Source organism: Glutamicibacter nicotianae (genome assembly GCF_006539525.1).
GTDB classification, from domain to species: domain Bacteria; phylum Actinomycetota; class Actinomycetes; order Actinomycetales; family Micrococcaceae; genus Glutamicibacter; species Glutamicibacter nicotianae.
Window position 1 is genome coordinate 1 of record NZ_BJNE01000008.1, and the last position, 16,173, is coordinate 16,173.

Sequence of the window (16,173 nt, forward strand, 5' to 3'; positions counted from 1 at the left end):
CCTTGTAGGCTTCGGGAACCATGGTGTCGGCGATCATCGTCAAGATGCCTCCGGCAGCGACGGCGGTGGCGAAAGCCAGCACCTCGCCGGGCATGGATTCCAGCAGCAGGGCTCCGAGGAAGGCCGCGATGCCGCAGGAAATGGCGATGGCGCCCCAGAGCAACGCGATCGAGGACCCCTTCTTCCCGGACGCTTTCATCTGGGCGGTGCTCGCCAGGCCCTCGGGGACATTGGAGATGAAAATGGCGATCAGCATTGCCGGATTAATGCTTGCGCTGGCAACAACGGTCAGTCCCAGGGCCACGGATTCTGGAATGCCGTCGATGAGCGCGCCGACCGCGAGCGCGGATCCGGACGAATCCTGCTCGTCTGCGCGCTGCGCCTGCCGCTTTCCAGTCCGCCAGTCCAGCAGCCGGTTCGCACCGAAATACAAGGCAGCGCCCACGATCACACCGCCCAGCGTCGCACCAAGGCCACCGGTGCCATAGGCTTCGAGCACCAGCTCGAAGGCCAGGGCGCTGATCAGGACCCCGGCGCCGAAGGCCATGATGGCGCTGACCCAGACCTTGGGGATCTTCAGCCACCAGGCAGCACCGGACCCCAGCAGCAGGGCGGACCCGGCCACGGTGCCCCAAAGCAAAGCCTGCAACGAAGCGAACATGGCACCCACTATAGCCAGCAATGAGCCGGGTTAGTAGGTGCCATATGAGTTCTGACTGGGACTAACCCTCGTTGGACATGTTATTGAAACGCGAGTAGTGGCCCTGGAAGGCCACGGTGATGGTCTTGGTCGGACCTGCACGGTGCTTCGCGATGATCACGTCGGCCTCGCCCGGACGGTTTTCCTTGTCGTACACGTCGTCGCGGTGCAGCAAGATGACCATGTCGGCGTCCTGCTCGATCGAACCCGATTCACGCAGGTCCGAGACCATGGGCCGCTTGTCGGTGCGCTGCTCGGATCCGCGGTTCAGCTGCGACAGCGCGATCAGCGGCACGTCGAGCTCCTTGGCCAGTAGCTTGAGGTTACGCGAGAACTCCGAGACTTCCTGCTGGCGCGATTCCACGCGCTTGCCCGAGCTCATCAGCTGCAGGTAGTCGAGGATGATCATGCGCAGCTCGTTGCGCTGCTTGAGCCGGCGGCACTTGGCGCGGATTTCCATCATGGACATGTTCGGCGAATCGTCGATGAACAGCGGGGCTTCGTTGAGCCGGCCCATGGTCGTGGCGATCTTGGTCCACTGCGCATCTTCCACCGAGCCCTTGCGCAGGTCCTGCAGCTGGATAGACGCTTCGGCCGAGAGCAGGCGCATCGCAATTTCGTTGCGGCCCATTTCCAGGGAGAAGAACACGGTGGCCATGTTGTGCTTGATGGCAGCCGAACGGGCGAAGTCCAGCGCGAAGGTCGACTTGCCGACGGCGGGACGGGCAGCGATGATGATCATCTGGCCGCCCTTCAGGCCCTGGGTCAGCTCGTCGAATTCGTAGAAGCCGGTGGGCACGCCGGTGATGCCGTCGCCCGCGTTGGCCGCGTTCTCGATCTCGTCGACCGTGTCTTCGATGATGTCCGAGAGGCGCACGTAGTCCTCGCTGCTGCGGTTCTCGGCAACCTTGTACACCTCGGCCTGGGCTTCGTTGACGATTGCGTCGACCTCGCCATCCGGCGAGTAGCCCATCTGGACGATGCGCGTACCGGCGTCAACCAGCCGGCGCAGCACTGCGCGTTCGTGCACGATTTCTGCGTAGTACCCGGCATTCGCCGCAGTGGGAACCTGCTGGATGAGGTTGTGCAGGTAGGCAGCGCCACCCACGCGCGAGATTTCGCCGCGCTTGGTCAGCAAGTCGGCTACGGTGACCGCATCGGCTGGCTCGCCGCGGCCGTAGAGGTCAACGATTGCCTCGTAGATGGATTCGTGGGAGGGACGGTAGAAGTCGGTGCCGCGGATGGATTCAACGACGTCGGCAATCGCATCCTTGGAAAGCATCATGCCGCCGAGCACCGACATTTCGGCCTCGATATCCTGTGGCGGTTTGCGCCCTGCGTCGGATTCCCGTCCTTCGTAAACCGGCTCAGCACTCATTGCAGACACTTCCATCCCCTATTGACCCGCTGGGAAAATTCTCCTTGCCCTCATGGCAACGCTTCATCATGTCAGTCGATACGGACATTTAGCTGTAAAGCGCCTGTGGATATTTCTCTCCCGAAGCCAACACTAGGGCTGTTATTAACAGGCGTAAACCTCATTATCCACAGAATATGTGGATAACACACCGCTACCTGTGGACTCCCCTGTTCACAGTCTGGGGAGAACCCTGTGGATTACCCCACTCTACACACCGGTAACACCGATTGACTAGGCTATTTGCATTTTCACACTTGTGGAAAGAAAGTTAATTCATTGAAGGTCACGCCAACCACATCGAGGTTATCAACACCCGAAATCGCCCAGTTTCCGGGGTTTTTGCTCCTTTGTTCACATTTCCCCACACTTCATCCACAGTTTTGTGGATAACACTGTGGATACTGTTAATTTTGCAAAACCCTTAGTCACCACGGATTATTGTTCGCTATCAAGGCTCCGAGCCCGAAGTAGTTCACAACCGACAAGAATTTCACCGCTCAGGGCCGTGGATAACTTGATGTCGCCGACGTGGCGTTGCGTGAATTTGAAGCCGTAACTGCGCTCTTGGCGCACTGCCGCCGATTTACCTCCGCAATCAGCTGCAGTGGAAGTGCAATTACACGTCGAACTTGCCCGCAGTGCATGGGCTGCATGTAGTCCAGGGTTGCTGCCGGTGCGCCCGGAGATCAAGAGGCATCGCGCCTAGTTTTCAGATTGGCGCAAGGATAAAGTGATTCCGCAGGCCTCGAAATCAAAAAAGCTTCGGCCAGATCAATACGTTGATCTGGCCGAAGCTTTGGAAGTTCAGAAGGGCTTAGACGAGCTCGGGAACCGGCAGTGAATGGAAGCGCGAATCGTGGAAGATCTGCGGTGAGTGCTTCGAGATGCGGTGCCCGTGGACTTCCATCAAGATCACCCAGTGATCCCCCGCTTCGACCTCGTTGTAAATCGAGGTTTCCAGCCACAGCGTGGACTCGTTAATGAACAGTGCGCCCTGCTCCGAGGAATAGGTGTCGATTCCTCGGAATCGGTCGCCGTTCTTGGAAGCGATCTGAGCGCAGACTCCTTCATTGCGTTCGCTGAGCACCGAAACGCCGATGCGGCCAGCGTTGCGCAGCTTTGGCCACGTATTCGAGGATTTCTGCACGGCGAACATCACCAGTGCTGGCTCGAGGGAAACACCCACGGTAAATGACGAAGCCACAATGCCGGTTTTCTCGCCATCGAGTTCTGCACAGAGGGCGGCTACGCCTGACGGATGCTGAGCGAAAACCTTGCGCAGGGTCAACGGGTCAAGTTCAAGATTCAATGACATGGCTCGATTCCTTCGGGTCTTGCCCACCGCGCAGTAGTCCGCACGCCGGAGCTTCTTGCTTCTCGAAGCCGCCAGAGTTGGAGTTCCGCGCCGTGTGCGGTACTTGTTCCAGCACGTTTTTGCGTGGAACCGAATCCTCACCTGGAGCACCCCACTACCGTTGAGAGGGTTGCCGATCAGCAAGCCAGGGCTTATAGCTGATGCTCTTGATTCTGCTTAAAACAATATGGGTGATTACGAAGCAGCGTCAAACAATTCACTTCTTAAATCGAAATACTCCGGCATTCATTCGGTGAACTGCGGTCATTTCTGGTCGCAATCGCTCATTTGTTCGCCACAAATCATGTCCTGCTCGCCTTAATGCTGAGGAACCGGCTTGCAACGGGATCCCTGACCGGTTCGGCCCCCAGTACCTGTTCTGCCGGTTGGCAACGAGCCTCGGCCCGCCCGGACCAATCACGGTCCAGGCGGGCCGGGAAACCTCAGGTACTTCCGCGCTTCAGAGCCGGTGGAAGCTTTCGGCGAGTGCGTACACCGGGGTGTCCAGCCCCTCGTAGCGGGCCTTGAGCTGCAGCCCGAGGTACTTGGAGTAGTGGCGCGACTGGTGCAGGTTGCCGCCGTGGAACCACAGGTTCTTGACTCTGGTCGGCTTCCACATGTTGCGCAGCTCCCCCTCCCACGGTCCGGGATCCTTGGTGGTGCCCGACCCCAGTCCCCAGCACTTGCCCACCTCGTCGGCGACCTCCTGGGATATCAGCTGCGCGGCCCAGCCATTCATGGAGCCGTAACCGGTCGCGTAGACCACCGCATCGGCGGGCAGCTCGGTGCCGTCGGCCAGTACCACGGAATGCTCGGTCAGGTGCGAGACTTCTCCCTTGGCCAGGGCGATGGAACCATCGGCCACCAGCTCCGAGGCGCCGATGTTGATGTAGTAGCCCGAACCGCGGCGCAGGTACTTCAGGAACAGGCCCGAGTCGTCGTCCCCGAAGTCCAGATCGAACCCGGCATCGGTCAGCGACTGGTAGAACTGAGCGTCATCCTCGCGGATCTGGGCGAAGGCCGGCTTGTGGAACTCGGGCAGAACCTTGTACGGGATCGAGGCGAAGATCAAGTCCGCGGTATTGTGGTCGATCCCGTTGGCCAGCGCCTCCTCCGAGTACAGCGGGCCGAGCACGGTCTTCATCAGCGATTCGGAACGCACGATATGGGTGCTGGAGCGCTGCACCATGACCGGCTTCGCTCTGTTGTTCACCAGGTCGGCGCAGATGTCGTGGGCTGAATTGTTCGACCCGATCACCACCACGTTCTTGCCCCGGTAGGCCTCGCCGCCAGGATGGGTCGAAGAGTGGTTCTGCTCGCCGGCGAAGATGTCCTGCCCCGGGTACTGCGGCAGGTTCGGGATGCCTGACATGCCGGTGGCCAGGACCAGATGGGTGGGGCGCAGGGTCAGCGGCTGGCCGTCGCGGATGACGTCGACGATCCAGCCCTCGCCTTCGGAGTCCTTGCGTGCGCCCACCGCCTCAGTCAGGGACCAGTAGTCCAGCTCCATGAGCTTTGTGTAGCACTCCAGCCAGTCCCCCATCTTGTCCTTCGGGGTGAACACCGGCCAGTGGTCGGGGAACTCGATATACGGCATGTGGTCGTACCAGACCGGGTCGTGCAGGGCCAGGGAGTGGTAGCGCGAACGCCACTGGTCGCCGGGCTTGGGATGCTTGTCGATGATCAGCGCGGGCACGCCCATGCGCTTCAGCCGCGCACCCAGGCCGATGCCGCCCTGGCCGCCGCCGATGACCAGGACATAGGGCTGCTCAGTGATTCCCAAGGATTCCTGGGCCTTCTTCCGCCGGTCCAGCCAGTTCTCCGAGACCATGTCCGCCCCGTGGTCCGCCCCCAATTCGCGGCGCGCCCCGGAAGGCTCGGGGAAGTCGCGCAGTCCTTGCGCGGTGGACAGCATTGTCCAGCCCAACCCGTCCCGCAACCGGAACAGGCCCTTGCCCTGCACCGCGTCGTTCTCGAAGGTGAACCAGGCCTCGATGACGCCCTCGGCTTCCGTGGCGCTGGTCACCTGCAGGTTGCGCGGCCAGGCCCCGGCATCGATGCCCAGCAGCATGGACTGGATGCCGTCGCGCCCCTCCGCGGTATGCAGGTTCCAAGTCAGCGAGGTCAGGTCGCGCCAGTAGGATTCCTCGCCGAACATTTGCACTGCGGCGGCGGAATCACTGGCCGACAACGCCTGCTGCAGCTTCGCCAGCCATGATCGTGCCTGGGTTTCCGGGGAGTTCTCGGCCATCGTCATCACTTCATTTCTTTCTGGAACCGTCTAATTGGTGCGTCAGGTGCCCTGCCGCGTGGAATCCAGATTATGACGTGGATCACAAGAAGAAAGGGTTGCAAAAGGTTGCGCGATGTCAGCAGGAGAAGACCACCGGCACGGTCAGCCGGTATGGGCGCGCGGCGATGATTCCGCCGAGCTTGGCACGCAGCCGTGACACCTCGGCGCGCACCGTCACCGCACTCACGGGCCCAGGCCACAGCTCAGCGAGCCCGTCCGCATCGACACCCTGGTGCCGACGGGCTAGAAGCTCCAGGATCTGCCAATGCCGCCACCCCAGGGGCACTTCGGTGCGTTCCGAGCCCACGCTGATCACCACCTTCGGCACCGGGCCGGAGCACAGTTCCAGCACTACCCGCTCCGCAACGGGACGCAGTAACCATCCCCCGGGGACCGGTGCGGCGTGCATGGCGCCCAGACCGCGTACCCAGACGTTGCCCTCCTGCAGCCCCCCAGGCACAGGGAGGCGTGCCGGGCAGTCGAATCCTCGGCTGGCGGCCACGGCAAGATGCCCATCCACCAGCACGTAGCGTCCGCCCGGGCCATCCACGGCACTGCGCAGCTCGTCCAGCTCCAGCTGGTGCAGCCGCAGTAGCTCACCCTCGGCCTCCCGCGCGGTCGCGGAAACCAGCGCGAGGGTGTGCGGATGCGCGGTACGGAAGGACCCAGCCAGAGTCACCGTGGCCACCAAGGCGCCGGTGGCCGGGTTGACGATCGGCGCCGAGGTGCACACCCAGGCATGCTGCTCCTCGCGGGCATGCTCCGGGCCGAAGACCTGCATGGGAATCCGTTCGACCATAACCGTGCCGATGCCATTGGTTCCCACATCCGCCTCCCGCCAGCGCGCTCCAGGAATGAAGCCGATACCGTCACTTTGCCGGCGCACGGCGCGCGGGCCGCGCACCGAGAGGATGTAGCCTTCCCCGTCGGTGATGACCAGCTGGTTTTCTGCCTGCCCTGCCAGGGGCAGGAGCCGGTCGCCCAGCAGTTCGCCGAGAATCGACATTTCCTGGTTGCCCCGCCGGCGAGCAGCCAGCTGGTCCTCCGGCAGCAACCTGGATTCTCCACCGCGGCCCGGAGCCCGCTTCCAGGAGCGCGCAATGACCGGACGCACCTCGCTCCGGATGCGCGCGCCCTCGGACCAGGCGCGATGCAAGGGCAGCAATTGCCGGGCGTAACCCAGTGGATCCACACTGGCGCCGAGCGCAGCTTGCAGGCTCTGGGCAGCAGGAGTGCGGACAGGTGTCATGCTTAGAGAATGGCATGCATCCTGGTCTAGGGGAAGACTTGCAGTCCTTTCCTGCATGCCAGCGCCACTGCTGTGCACTCGGCGCTGCAATGCATCCATTCAACGAAATGAAACTTCGTTTCGTAGATAGAACTGCAGTTTCATGCCACGATATGAATCAGTGTGATCCATTCCACATTCCGAGCCGGCGAACCCGGCTGCAGCGGAACAGTAACAGAGAACAAAGGACGTCACCCCATGGTCATGACCCGTGCAAACCATTCAGAACTGACCCCGCTGCGTTTCCTTGAGCGCACAGCCGAGGCCTATCCGAAGAAGACCGCCGTCATCCATGGAACTCGCAGCTACACCTACGCGGAACTCGAAGTACGCGTGCACCGCTTTGCCCAGGCGCTGAAGGCACGCATTGAACCGGGCGACCGCGTGGCCGTGCTGGCACCGAATACTCCCGAAATGCTCATGGCGCATTACGCCGTACCGCTGGCTGGTGGCGTCCTCATTGCCCTGAATACCCGCCTTTCGGCCCACGAGCTGCAGTACATCATTGATCATTCGGCTACCAAGCTGATGCTTGCCGACACCGAGCTGCTGGAGAATACGAAGACTCTGCGCCGGGAGAACCCGACGCTGGAGGCGCTCATTGAAATCACCGATGACCAGTACTCTGGACCGCGTCCCGAAGTGCAAGTGGACGCCACCTTGGACGAGCTGCTCGCAGAAGCCTCGGATGAGAAGCTTCCCTATGCCATAGCCGACGAGCGGGCGCCGATCACCCTCAACTACACGTCAGGCACCACCGGCAAGCCGAAGGGCGTGCTCTACTCGCACCGCGGCAGCTACCTGAATTCCTTGGGCGAAGCGCACCACCAGGGCTTCACCGCCAAGACCCGCTACCTGTGGACCCTGCCGATGTTCCACTGCAATGGATGGTGCACCCCATGGGCCGTTACCGCAGCAGGAGGAACCCACCTGTGCCTGCGCGGCGTGCGCGAGGATGCGGTCTGGGACGCCATCGAGAATCTGGGGACCACGCACCTGTGCGGCGCCCCGACCGTTTGCTCCATCATCGCCGACTCCACCCGCGCCCACCAGCTTGATGCGCCATTGCGGATCACCACCGCTGGCGCTCCGCCATCCCCGGCCATCATCTCCAAGCTGCAGAATCTGGGCATCGAAGTAGTCCACGTGTACGGCCTGACCGAAGTCTATGGGCCGTACACGGTGTGCGAATACCAGGATGAGTGGGATGAGATCGATGGGCCGGCCCGGGCAGCGAAGCTCGCCCGCCAGGGCGTTGGCATGATCACCGCCGAGTCCGCGCGCATTGTCGACGAGAACATGAACGATGTCCCGGCAGACGGGCAGACCATGGGCGAGATCGTGCTGCGCGGCAATAACGTCATGATCGGCTACTACCGCGACGACGCCGCCACCGCCCAAGCTTTCCATGGCGGCTGGTTCCACACCGGCGACCTCGGCGTCATGCACCCGGACGGCTACATCCAGGTGCGCGACCGGGCCAAGGACATCATCATTTCCGGCGGCGAGAACATCTCCACCATCGAGGTGGAACAGGCCCTCGCATCGCACCCAGAAGTGCTGGACCTTGCAGTCATCGGCGTCGCCGACGAGAAATGGGGCGAGCGCCCGGTGGCTTATGTCATCCGCACCAGCGGATCCACCCTGGATGCCGAAACCCTGATTCGCTTCGCCCGCGAAAAGCTGGCCGGATTCAAGGTGCCGCGCACCATCGTCTTCCCGCAGGATCTGCCGCGCACCTCCACTGGTAAGGTGCAGAAGAATGTTCTGCGCGCCCAGGCGCTTGAAGACAGCACGACGAACTAGCCCGAGGATCACTAATTGGATAAGCCAGCACCACGGATTCCCGACAAGACCAGCCGATTCAGCGCAAGCATCGGATTGGAATTCGATGAAATCACTGCCACTGAAGTACGTGCCCACGCGCAATTGGACGAGAACCACCACACTCCGTGGGGCGTGGTCCATGGCGGCGTGTACGCCTCGATGATCGAGAGTGCAGGGTCGGTTGGCGCCAGCTATGCGGTGGCCGAACGCGGGCAATTCGCCGTTGGAGTGCACAATGCCACTGACTTCCTGCGCCCATCCACCGGGGCGCGGGTCCAGGTGGTCGCCACTGCGCTGTTCCAAGGGCGCACCCAGCAGCTCTGGGAGGTCATCATCACCGATGAAGCCACCGGCAAGCAGCTCTCCCGTGGCCAGCTTCGTACCCAGAATGTGGACTTGCCCAAGGAATGACGTCAAGCAGAAGATTCATAAGATGCGCATCATGTCCAGCACAGTGAGCGTGCATTTCATGTAGTGCGCCCGCAATGCACAGATGCAGTGCTGCCAAAGGCGGGAAGAAGGTGCGCAATTGAAGGTCTCCGCAAATATACTCGTCGGCAAATGTCCGCTATGGACTTGGGTAATGATGGGATTGGCGCTTGCTTCTGCCCTGGCCCTCATTGACTGGGCAGACACGGGGACGCCAAAACCAGTCTGGATGTTCCTCCTGCCCACTGCCTTTGGCTTATTGGGAGGCATCGTGGCTGCGTTGAAGAAGAGCTTTGGATGGGCGCTCATCTCGCTGGCTTTCGGCCTGCTGGTTGTGCAGCTGTTATCCGTCGTGGTCACCGTGGTCCAGGGTCCATAACGGTTCCCTGAGAATCCCGCGTCACTGCTTTTCCCTCTGCGAGCACCTGCGTACGGTAGGTGGCATCTAACGCCCGAGCTCCAGGAGGTTCGCCATGAGCGCGACCTATACCTTCGATGTGTTCAGCAGCCTTGATGGCTTCGGCAGTGCCGGAAGCGATTGGGGCGGCTATTGGGGAAAGCAAGGGCCGGAGCTGCTGGCCCATCGGCTCGAACTGTATACGCCAGCATGCCGAGTAGTCTTCGGAGCCAACACGTTCCGCCTCTTCAGCCGCTTCTGGGAAGAAATCGAAATGAATCCCGAGGTGGAAGACGCGTGGGGCGTAGCCTTGCACGACAAGCCCGCCACCGTCATCTCCACCACCTTGGAAGAGCCTTTGAACTGGCCCAACCCCACACTGGAGCGCGCTGATGCACTGGAAGTCGTCGCGCGGCTGAAGGAAACCTCGGATGTGCCGCTGCGCTCCCACGGTTCTCTCGCCATGAACCATTCCCTGCTCGCGGCAGGCCTGGTCGATTTCATCCAGGTGACCATCTTCCCCGTGCTGACCGGGCACAGCGGCTCAGCTCCTGTACTTGGCGGGGTGGACGACTACGACCTGGAACTTGTCGATTCCAAGCTGCTGGACGGCCGGATCCTGGAGTTGACCTATCGTCCGACGCGCCATCAACCAGCACACAGCTAGCAGCACCATGCCTCGCATCCTCTTTCCTTGGACGCTGGTTGGCATGCTCCTGCTCAATGGGTGCGCTGCACCGACCGCCAGCGACCAGCCTGCCAGCACGCCCGCTCCCCTGGCCACCGGTCTGGAAGCCCCCTGGTCAATGGTCTACGCCCAAGGCAGCTTGCTGGTCAGCGAACGGGATTCGGGACGCATCGTGGAAATCCTGGATTCCGGGCAGCATCAGGAAGTCGCTCGGGTCGATGGCGTGGCAGCCCAGGGCGAAGGCGGGTTGCTCGGCTTGGCCTTCCTCGCCCCCGATCAGCTGTACGCCTACTCCACCACGGAATCAGGCAACCGCATCCAGCAGTTCACCGTGCAGGGCACCGCGGGAAGCCTTTCGCTCTCGGCACCGCGCACGCTGCTCTCCGCCTTGCCGTCGGCGAGCATCCACAATGGCGGGCGGCTGGCAGTCGGGCCCGATGGCATGCTCTATGCCTCCGTCGGGGACGCGGCGGACCCCCAGCAGGCCCAGGACCTCCAGCAATTGGGCGGCAAGATACTGCGCATGGCACCGGATGGCAGCATCCCGGACGATAATCCATTCTCAGGAACCTATGTCTACAGCTACGGGCACCGCAATGTGCAGGGCATGGCGTGGAGCTCGGACGGGACCATGTATGCCAGCGAGTTCGGGCAGAACACCTGGGACGAGTTGAACATCATCGAGGCCGGAGGCAATTACGGCTGGCCGCTGGTCGAGGGATCCGGCGGCACAACGGATCAGTACACTGATCCGATCGCGCAGTGGGCGCCGTCCGAGGCGAGCCCCAGCGGCATCGCGATTGTCGACGATACCTTGTACGTGGCGAATCTGCGCGGAGCGCTCCTGCGCAGCGTCAGCCTGGATTCACCCGATAGCCAATCAGAATTGCTGGAGGGAGAGCATGGGAGGCTGCGCGATGCCTTGCTGTCCGAGAATGGGGACCTGCTGGTCTTGACCAGCAATACCGACGGCCGCGGCAACCCGACCCCGCAGGATGACCAGATCCTGGGCATCAAGCTCGTTCCGCAGTCACCCACTGGATAATCTCCGCCAAGCCGTCCCTGCGGCCGGATCCCATGGAAATGACGGAGGGCCGGAACCATGGTGCCGGCCCTCCGCCATCTGATCCAGTCCAGCCTAGTTGGCCGGGCGCATGTCTCCGGTCTGCCGGAAGCGCTCATGCCAGGACAGCGCCTCGCCCAGCAGGTGCGGGGTGTGCTTGCCGTAGCTCTCCTTGCAGGCGCGGTCGAAGTAGTCCTGCAGCATCGGGCGGTACTCCGGGTGCGCGCAGTTATCGATGACAGTCTGCGCACGCTGCTTGGGCGAATGCCCGCGCAGGTCGGCCAGGCCCTGCTCGGTAATCAGGATCATGGTGTCGTGCTCAGTGTGATCCACGTGGGAGGCCATCGGAACGATGCCGGAGATCTTGCCGCCCTTGGCGGTGGATGGGGACATGAACACCGACAGGTAGCCGTTGCGGGCGAAGTCGCCCGAACCGCCGATGCCGTTCATCACGTGCGAGCCGAGCACGTTGGTGGAGTTCACGTTGCCGTAGATGTCGGCTTCGATCATGCCGTTCAGCGCAATGCAGCCCAGGCGGCGGATAATCTCCGGGTGGTTCGAGATCTCCTGGGCGCGCAGCAGGATGCGCTTGCGGTAGTGGTCGACGTTGCGGTTGAATTCCTCGATGCCCTCCGAGGACAGCGAGAAGCTGGTGGCGGAGGCGAACTCGATGGTGCCGTCCTTGATCAGCTCCAGCATGCCGTCCTGGATGACCTCGGTGTAGGCGGTCAGGCCCTTGTAGCCGCCGCGGGACAGGCCGGCCAGCACGGCGTTGGCGATATTGCCCACGCCCGACTGCAGAGGCAGCAGCTTCTCGGACAGGCGTCCGGCGCGGATCTCGGAATCAAGGAAGGTCAGCAGGTGATCCGCGATCTTCTCGCTGGTCTCGTCCACTGGCGCGAAGGGGCTCAGGCGGTCAGGTGCGTCGGTTTCCACGACGGCGACGATCTTGTTCACGTCGACGTCCATGTACTGCTGTCCGATGCGGTCGCGCACGGTGGTCAAGTCGATGGGCTTGCGGTGCGGAGGAAGCGCGGTGCCGTAGTAGACGTCGTGCATGCCTTCCATGGCCGCGGACTGCTGGCTGTTGACCTCGATGATGACCTTGTCGGCCATCTCCAGCCAAGTCTTGTTGTTGCCTACCGAACTGGAAGGGATCAAGGCGCCCTCCGCGGTGACGCCGACAACCTCGACAATGGCCAGATCGATCTTGCCGTAGAAGCCGAACCAGGCGTGCTGTGCCACATGGGACAGGTGGATGTCCATGTACTCCATGTTGCCGTCGTTGATCCGGCGGCGCAGCTCGGGATCGGACATGTACGGCAGGCGCAGGTTCATGCCCTCGGCCTTGGCCAGCACGCCGTCCAGTTCAGGGGCGGTGGAAGCGCCAGTCAGCACGTTGATCTTGAAGTCCTTGCCGGCAGCGTGCTTGCGCTCCATCTGGGCAGCCAATGCCCCGGGCACTGCTTTAGGGTATCCAGCACCGGTAAAACCGCTCATGGCTACGGTCATGCCCGGCTTGATGAACTCGGCAGCCTGCTCGGCACTCATCAAGCGATCAGCAAAGGCCCGGTGGTGAATACGTTTGTGCAAAATAACCCCTTTAGAACTTCCTTGTGATGCGGGTCTATAACCTGCATCTCACCGGAATACTTTAGCGGGTTCGGCGCAGTGACTCAGACCTCACCGGGCGCTTCTGCGCGATGGGTGGCATATTTATCGACGAGCTGGGGCCAATTTGCGTTGACCGGTCGGTCGGGAAAAGCCGCGTGGGAATTGTTGCGGGCGACTGGGATCGCTAGCCGATTTCGGCGTGCATGTCCTTGAGGATCGCCCGCACTTGCAGGCGGGCGCCCATGGCCTCTGCGTAGCGGCGCAAGGTCGCCAACTGGACCCGATCCAGATCGCCGGTCTCCATGCGGGCAATGCGGTCGACACTCAGCTTCATCGCGCCGGCCAGCTCAACCTGGCTCAGCTCTGCTTCTTCGCGCAGTGCACGCAACGACAGGCGCCGGGACTCGACCTGGACACGGCGCTGATGCTCAGCCACAGCTTCGCGCTGGGCCTCGGTCAAGACTTCAGGATCGGCATACGCAAAACCCATTTGTTCCACCGTTTCTCTCGATCACGCTGGCTTAGAACGCATTCACCTTCGAGGCTACGAGCCCGGGCATCCAATGCCAACGTTTAAGACGCGCCTTTCACAAGGCGATTTGGTGAATTATGCGCAAACCCGCGGTGGACCGGAAACAGGCTGGCATCGCCAAGTGGCCAGAGGGAAATACGGCAATGACGGCCAAGCCTTTACCAAAATGCTCCCGAAATCGGATTGTGCGTCGGCAACCGCGAACCTACATTTAAATCGACTCCCGCCAAGGAGCCCTCTGCGATGGATGTTGGAGGTATTAGCAATGAAGAAATGGACTCGGTGGCAAGACTGGGTCGGCGTTGCGGCAGGTATTGTTGCCGCGGTTTCAACCACCTGGCTTGATGGAACCAGCACCTCGATGACGCTGATGCTGGTCTTCGGCTTGCTCATGGTGGTCACCGGTGTTTGGAGCGTCATGATGCCGCGCCTGGTTTCCATGGAATGGGCACTGGCCATCGCCAGCGCACTGCTGTTCGCTTCGCCGTGGATGGGATCGTTCACCGATTTCGCCGGCGCCGCATGGATGTCGTGGATCTGCGGTGGTGTCGGCATCGTCGCCGGCCTGCTCGCGCTTTCCCCTGCCATGGAGCTGCACCATGCAGCTGGTGGATCCCGGATGGCGCACTGAGTAACTGGAATCCCGATCGATGGCCGCGTTGCCCTGGCATCGCGGCCATCTGGCGTTAATCCCGGCACTCGGCGGATGCGACTCGACCTTGGCTGGACCCGGAGGGTTAACGCCAAGAGGTGGCGTGCACTCCTTGCGGAGCGCACGCCACCTCTTGATCAGAAGCGGAGTCTGGAAGACTTACTTCTTGGCGGCAGCTACAACCTGCAGGCGCAGGTTTGCAACAACGTCCTCGTGTACGCGAACGGTTGCGGTGTAGTTGCCAGTCGACTTGATGTGGTCGTTGACCTCGATGTTGCGCTTGTCGATCTTGCCCAGACCGGCAGCCTCGACGGCAGCAGCAATGTCGGTGGTCTTGACGGTGCCGAACAGGCGGCCGTTCGAGCCAGCCTTGATGGTGATCTTCACCGGCTGGGACTTCAGCTTGGCTGCAAGTTCCTGAGCTTCCTCAAGGTTTGCAACAGCGCGAGCAGCACGTGCAGCCTTGATCGACTCCACCTGCTTCTCACCGCCCTGGGTCCAGACGATTGCGAAGCCGCGTGGCAGCAGGTAGTTACGGGCGTAGCCGTTCCTTACCTCGACAATATCGCCAGCAGAACCGAGACCGGATACTTCGTGAGTCAGAATGATCTTTGCCATTTTGCTATCCCTCTTCCTTAGCCGCGGCCAGCGCCGGAGTAAGGCAACAGGGCAACTTCACGTGCGTTCTTGATTGCCTGTGCGATCTTGCGCTGTTCCTGGACGGAAACGCCAGTTACACGACGAGCGCGGATCTTACCGCGGTCGGAGATGAACTTGCGCAGCAGTGCGGTGTCCTTGTAGTCGATGACGGTGATGTCAGCGGCCTTCAATGGGTTGGACTTTGGTTTGGGCTTACGGATTTCAGCCTTAGCCATCGTGGAGCTCCTTTAGCTTTGGAGCCCGCAGAGTGATCTGCGGGATGGTGAATAAATATTGTTTAGAAAGGTGGTTCGTCTGCGCCCGGGTTGCCCCAGCCGCCACCGTTGTTTCCGCCGGTGCTCCATGGGTCAGCGGCTGGAGCATTCCATCCGCCACCCTGCTGCGGCTGCTGCTGACGCGGAGCCTGCGCTGGTGCACTTTGCTGCGGTGCGTTGGAGAAGCCTCCACCACCGTTGCCGAAGCCGCCGTTGCCACCGCCGGAGCGCTGGGTACGGGTGACCTTGGCCGACGCGAAACGGAGCGATGGGCCGATTTCATCGACTTCAAGCTCCATGACGGTGCGACGTTCGCCTTCCTTGGTGTCGTAAGAACGTGAACGCAGGCGACCCTGGGCGATGACGCGCATGCCCTTGGTCAGCGTCTCGGCAACGTTCTCTGCAGCTTCGCGCCACACCGATGCGCGCAAGAACAGGGCTTCCCCGTCCTTCCACTCATTGGACTGGCGGTCAAACGTGCGAGGAGTCGAAGCGATCGTGAAGTTCGCTACGGCTGAGCCGGACGGCGTGAAACGCAGCTCCGGATCGGCAGTCAGGTTTCCGATAACGGTAATAACAGTCTCGCCTGCCATTGACTCTCCTTAGAAAGATTGAACGTTAATTCCTACGACGGAAGGTTGCGCGTAATTAAACGCGTGCCTCTTCCGGACGGGTGACCTTGTGGCGCAGGATCAGCTCGTTGATCTTCAGCTGGCGCTCAAGCTCAGCGGAAGCGGCTGGTTCTGCGGTGTAGTTCACCACTACGTAAGTGGCTTCTGCCTTCTTCTTGATCTCGTAAGCCATCTTGCGACGACCCCAGACATCAACCTTTTCGATGGTGCCACCGTTGGAGCGAACAACCTCGAGGTACTTCTCGATGGTTGGCTCTACGGTGCGGTCATCGACCTCTGGATCAATGAGGACCATAAGTTCATAAGCACGCATGTGAACCCACCTCCTTTGGGCTAAACGGTCGCGGTATTTCCGCAACAGGAGGTTCTT

General features: G+C 61.5%; 17 protein-coding genes and 1 riboswitch. Of the genes, 6 read left to right on the forward strand and 11 right to left on the reverse strand.

The genetic code is table 11. The annotated features are described in order from the left end of the window. From ANI01nite_RS10290 to ANI01nite_RS10310, 5 genes are all read right to left on the reverse strand, one after another. The coding region (locus ANI01nite_RS10290) for a ZIP family metal transporter (RefSeq protein WP_141357841.1) at nt 1-661 on the reverse strand (661 nt) is incomplete at its 3' end. Between the two features lie 61 nt (nt 662-722). Continuing rightward, the gene (dnaB, locus tag ANI01nite_RS10295) at nt 723-2,078 is read right to left on the reverse strand and encodes a replicative DNA helicase (protein ID WP_141357843.1); all 1,356 of its coding nucleotides are present in this window, start codon (nt 2,076-2,078) and stop codon (nt 723-725) included. Between the two features lie 856 nt (nt 2,079-2,934). Beyond that, nucleotides 2,935-3,435 carry a flavin reductase family protein gene (locus tag ANI01nite_RS10300; protein WP_073707159.1) on the reverse strand — a complete coding sequence of 167 codons (501 nt, stop codon included), beginning with the start codon at nt 3,433-3,435 and terminating at the stop codon, nt 2,935-2,937. A gap of 94 nt (nt 3,436-3,529) precedes the next feature. Further along, nucleotides 3,530-3,647: riboswitch (SAM riboswitch) on the reverse strand. Between the two features lie 287 nt (nt 3,648-3,934). After that, the gene (locus ANI01nite_RS10305) at nt 3,935-5,731 is read right to left on the reverse strand and encodes an NAD(P)-binding domain-containing protein (RefSeq protein WP_371858958.1); all 1,797 of its coding nucleotides are present in this window, start codon (nt 5,729-5,731) and stop codon (nt 3,935-3,937) included. Between the two features lie 112 nt (nt 5,732-5,843). Next, complete coding sequence (locus ANI01nite_RS10310) at nt 5,844-7,016, reverse strand: helix-turn-helix domain-containing protein (protein WP_255314498.1); 1,173 nt, start codon at nt 7,014-7,016, stop codon at nt 5,844-5,846. 237 nt (nt 7,017-7,253) lie between these two features. Here ANI01nite_RS10310 and ANI01nite_RS10315 point away from each other — a divergent pair, with 237 nt between their 5' ends. The 5 genes from ANI01nite_RS10315 to ANI01nite_RS10335 all read left to right on the forward strand — a co-directional run bounded on the left by ANI01nite_RS10315 (nt 7,254) and on the right by ANI01nite_RS10335 (nt 11,441). After that, a complete protein-coding gene (locus ANI01nite_RS10315) occupies nt 7,254-8,861 on the forward strand; it encodes a long-chain-fatty-acid--CoA ligase (protein ID WP_141357846.1) in 1,608 nt (535 codons plus the stop codon). Nucleotides 8,862-8,876: 15 nt separating this feature from the next. Further along, on the forward strand, nt 8,877-9,293 hold the full coding sequence (locus ANI01nite_RS10320; RefSeq protein WP_121867704.1) for a PaaI family thioesterase: 417 nt from the start codon (nt 8,877-8,879) through the stop codon (nt 9,291-9,293). A 172-nt stretch (nt 9,294-9,465) separates the two neighbouring features. Next, nucleotides 9,466-9,690, forward strand: coding sequence for a hypothetical protein (locus ANI01nite_RS10325; RefSeq protein ID WP_255314499.1), 225 nt, complete (start codon nt 9,466-9,468; stop codon nt 9,688-9,690). Nucleotides 9,691-9,784: 94 nt separating this feature from the next. Next, on the forward strand, nt 9,785-10,375 hold the full coding sequence (locus ANI01nite_RS10330) for a dihydrofolate reductase family protein (protein ID WP_141357850.1): 591 nt from the start codon (nt 9,785-9,787) through the stop codon (nt 10,373-10,375). A 7-nt stretch (nt 10,376-10,382) separates the two neighbouring features. Continuing rightward, nucleotides 10,383-11,441, forward strand: a complete 1,059-nt coding sequence (locus ANI01nite_RS10335; RefSeq protein ID WP_141357853.1) for a PQQ-dependent sugar dehydrogenase — start codon at nt 10,383-10,385, stop codon at nt 11,439-11,441. Nucleotides 11,442-11,534: 93 nt separating this feature from the next. Here the strand turns inward: ANI01nite_RS10335 and scpC are convergent, their stop codons facing one another. Together scpC and ANI01nite_RS10345 are read right to left on the reverse strand one after the other, a co-directional pair. Then, nucleotides 11,535-13,052, reverse strand: coding sequence for a succinyl-CoA:acetate CoA-transferase ScpC (gene scpC, locus ANI01nite_RS10340; RefSeq protein ID WP_174787682.1), 1,518 nt, complete (start codon nt 13,050-13,052; stop codon nt 11,535-11,537). A gap of 205 nt (nt 13,053-13,257) precedes the next feature. Then, nucleotides 13,258-13,563 carry a helix-turn-helix domain-containing protein gene (locus ANI01nite_RS10345; protein ID WP_073707164.1) on the reverse strand — a complete coding sequence of 102 codons (306 nt, stop codon included), beginning with the start codon at nt 13,561-13,563 and terminating at the stop codon, nt 13,258-13,260. A 307-nt stretch (nt 13,564-13,870) separates the two neighbouring features. On the opposite strand from ANI01nite_RS10345, the gene ANI01nite_RS10350 reads away from it, so the two are divergent. Continuing rightward, nucleotides 13,871-14,236: an SPW repeat domain-containing protein gene (locus ANI01nite_RS10350; RefSeq protein WP_073707165.1), complete on the forward strand. Its 366-nt coding sequence runs from the start codon at nt 13,871-13,873 to the stop codon at nt 14,234-14,236. 180 nt (nt 14,237-14,416) lie between these two features. Here the strand turns inward: ANI01nite_RS10350 and rplI are convergent, their stop codons facing one another. From rplI to rpsF, 4 genes are all read right to left on the reverse strand, one after another. Continuing rightward, nucleotides 14,417-14,875, reverse strand: a complete 459-nt coding sequence (gene rplI, locus ANI01nite_RS10355; RefSeq protein WP_141357857.1) for a 50S ribosomal protein L9 — start codon at nt 14,873-14,875, stop codon at nt 14,417-14,419. Nucleotides 14,876-14,892: 17 nt separating this feature from the next. Beyond that, the gene (gene rpsR, locus ANI01nite_RS10360) at nt 14,893-15,132 is read right to left on the reverse strand and encodes a 30S ribosomal protein S18 (protein WP_013350683.1); all 240 of its coding nucleotides are present in this window, start codon (nt 15,130-15,132) and stop codon (nt 14,893-14,895) included. 62 nt (nt 15,133-15,194) lie between these two features. Beyond that, nucleotides 15,195-15,764, reverse strand: coding sequence for a single-stranded DNA-binding protein (locus tag ANI01nite_RS10365; protein ID WP_013350684.1), 570 nt, complete (start codon nt 15,762-15,764; stop codon nt 15,195-15,197). 55 nt (nt 15,765-15,819) lie between these two features. Beyond that, nucleotides 15,820-16,116 (reverse strand): 30S ribosomal protein S6, encoded by a 297-nt coding sequence (gene rpsF / locus ANI01nite_RS10370; protein ID WP_038992775.1) that lies wholly within the window; start codon nt 16,114-16,116, stop codon nt 15,820-15,822. Between the last annotated feature and the right edge of the window lie 57 nt (nt 16,117-16,173).

What these genes read in the sequence shown, in the direction of transcription:
- ANI01nite_RS10345 (WP_073707164.1), bottom strand. Translation starts at nt 13,563, where the DNA reads ATGGGTTTTGCGTATGCCGATCCTGAAGTCTTGACCGAGGCCCAGCGC.
- dnaB (WP_141357843.1), bottom strand. Translation starts at nt 2,078, where the DNA reads ATGAGTGCTGAGCCGGTTTACGAAGGACGGGAATCCGACGCAGGGCGC.
- ANI01nite_RS10300 (WP_073707159.1), bottom strand. Translation starts at nt 3,435, where the DNA reads ATGTCATTGAATCTTGAACTTGACCCGTTGACCCTGCGCAAGGTTTTC.
- ANI01nite_RS10335 (WP_141357853.1), top strand. Translation starts at nt 10,383, where the DNA reads ATGCCTCGCATCCTCTTTCCTTGGACGCTGGTTGGCATGCTCCTGCTC.
- rpsR (WP_013350683.1), bottom strand. Translation starts at nt 15,132, where the DNA reads ATGGCTAAGGCTGAAATCCGTAAGCCCAAACCAAAGTCCAACCCATTG.
- ANI01nite_RS10305 (WP_371858958.1), bottom strand. Translation starts at nt 5,731, where the DNA reads ATGACGATGGCCGAGAACTCCCCGGAAACCCAGGCACGATCATGGCTG.
- ANI01nite_RS10325 (WP_255314499.1), top strand. Translation starts at nt 9,466, where the DNA reads ATGATGGGATTGGCGCTTGCTTCTGCCCTGGCCCTCATTGACTGGGCA.
- rplI (WP_141357857.1), bottom strand. Translation starts at nt 14,875, where the DNA reads ATGGCAAAGATCATTCTGACTCACGAAGTATCCGGTCTCGGTTCTGCT.
- ANI01nite_RS10365 (WP_013350684.1), bottom strand. Translation starts at nt 15,764, where the DNA reads ATGGCAGGCGAGACTGTTATTACCGTTATCGGAAACCTGACTGCCGAT.
- ANI01nite_RS10315 (WP_141357846.1), top strand. Translation starts at nt 7,254, where the DNA reads ATGGTCATGACCCGTGCAAACCATTCAGAACTGACCCCGCTGCGTTTC.
- ANI01nite_RS10310 (WP_255314498.1), bottom strand. Translation starts at nt 7,016, where the DNA reads ATGACACCTGTCCGCACTCCTGCTGCCCAGAGCCTGCAAGCTGCGCTC.
- ANI01nite_RS10330 (WP_141357850.1), top strand. Translation starts at nt 9,785, where the DNA reads ATGAGCGCGACCTATACCTTCGATGTGTTCAGCAGCCTTGATGGCTTC.
- rpsF (WP_038992775.1), bottom strand. Translation starts at nt 16,116, where the DNA reads ATGCGTGCTTATGAACTTATGGTCCTCATTGATCCAGAGGTCGATGAC.
- ANI01nite_RS10350 (WP_073707165.1), top strand. Translation starts at nt 13,871, where the DNA reads ATGAAGAAATGGACTCGGTGGCAAGACTGGGTCGGCGTTGCGGCAGGT.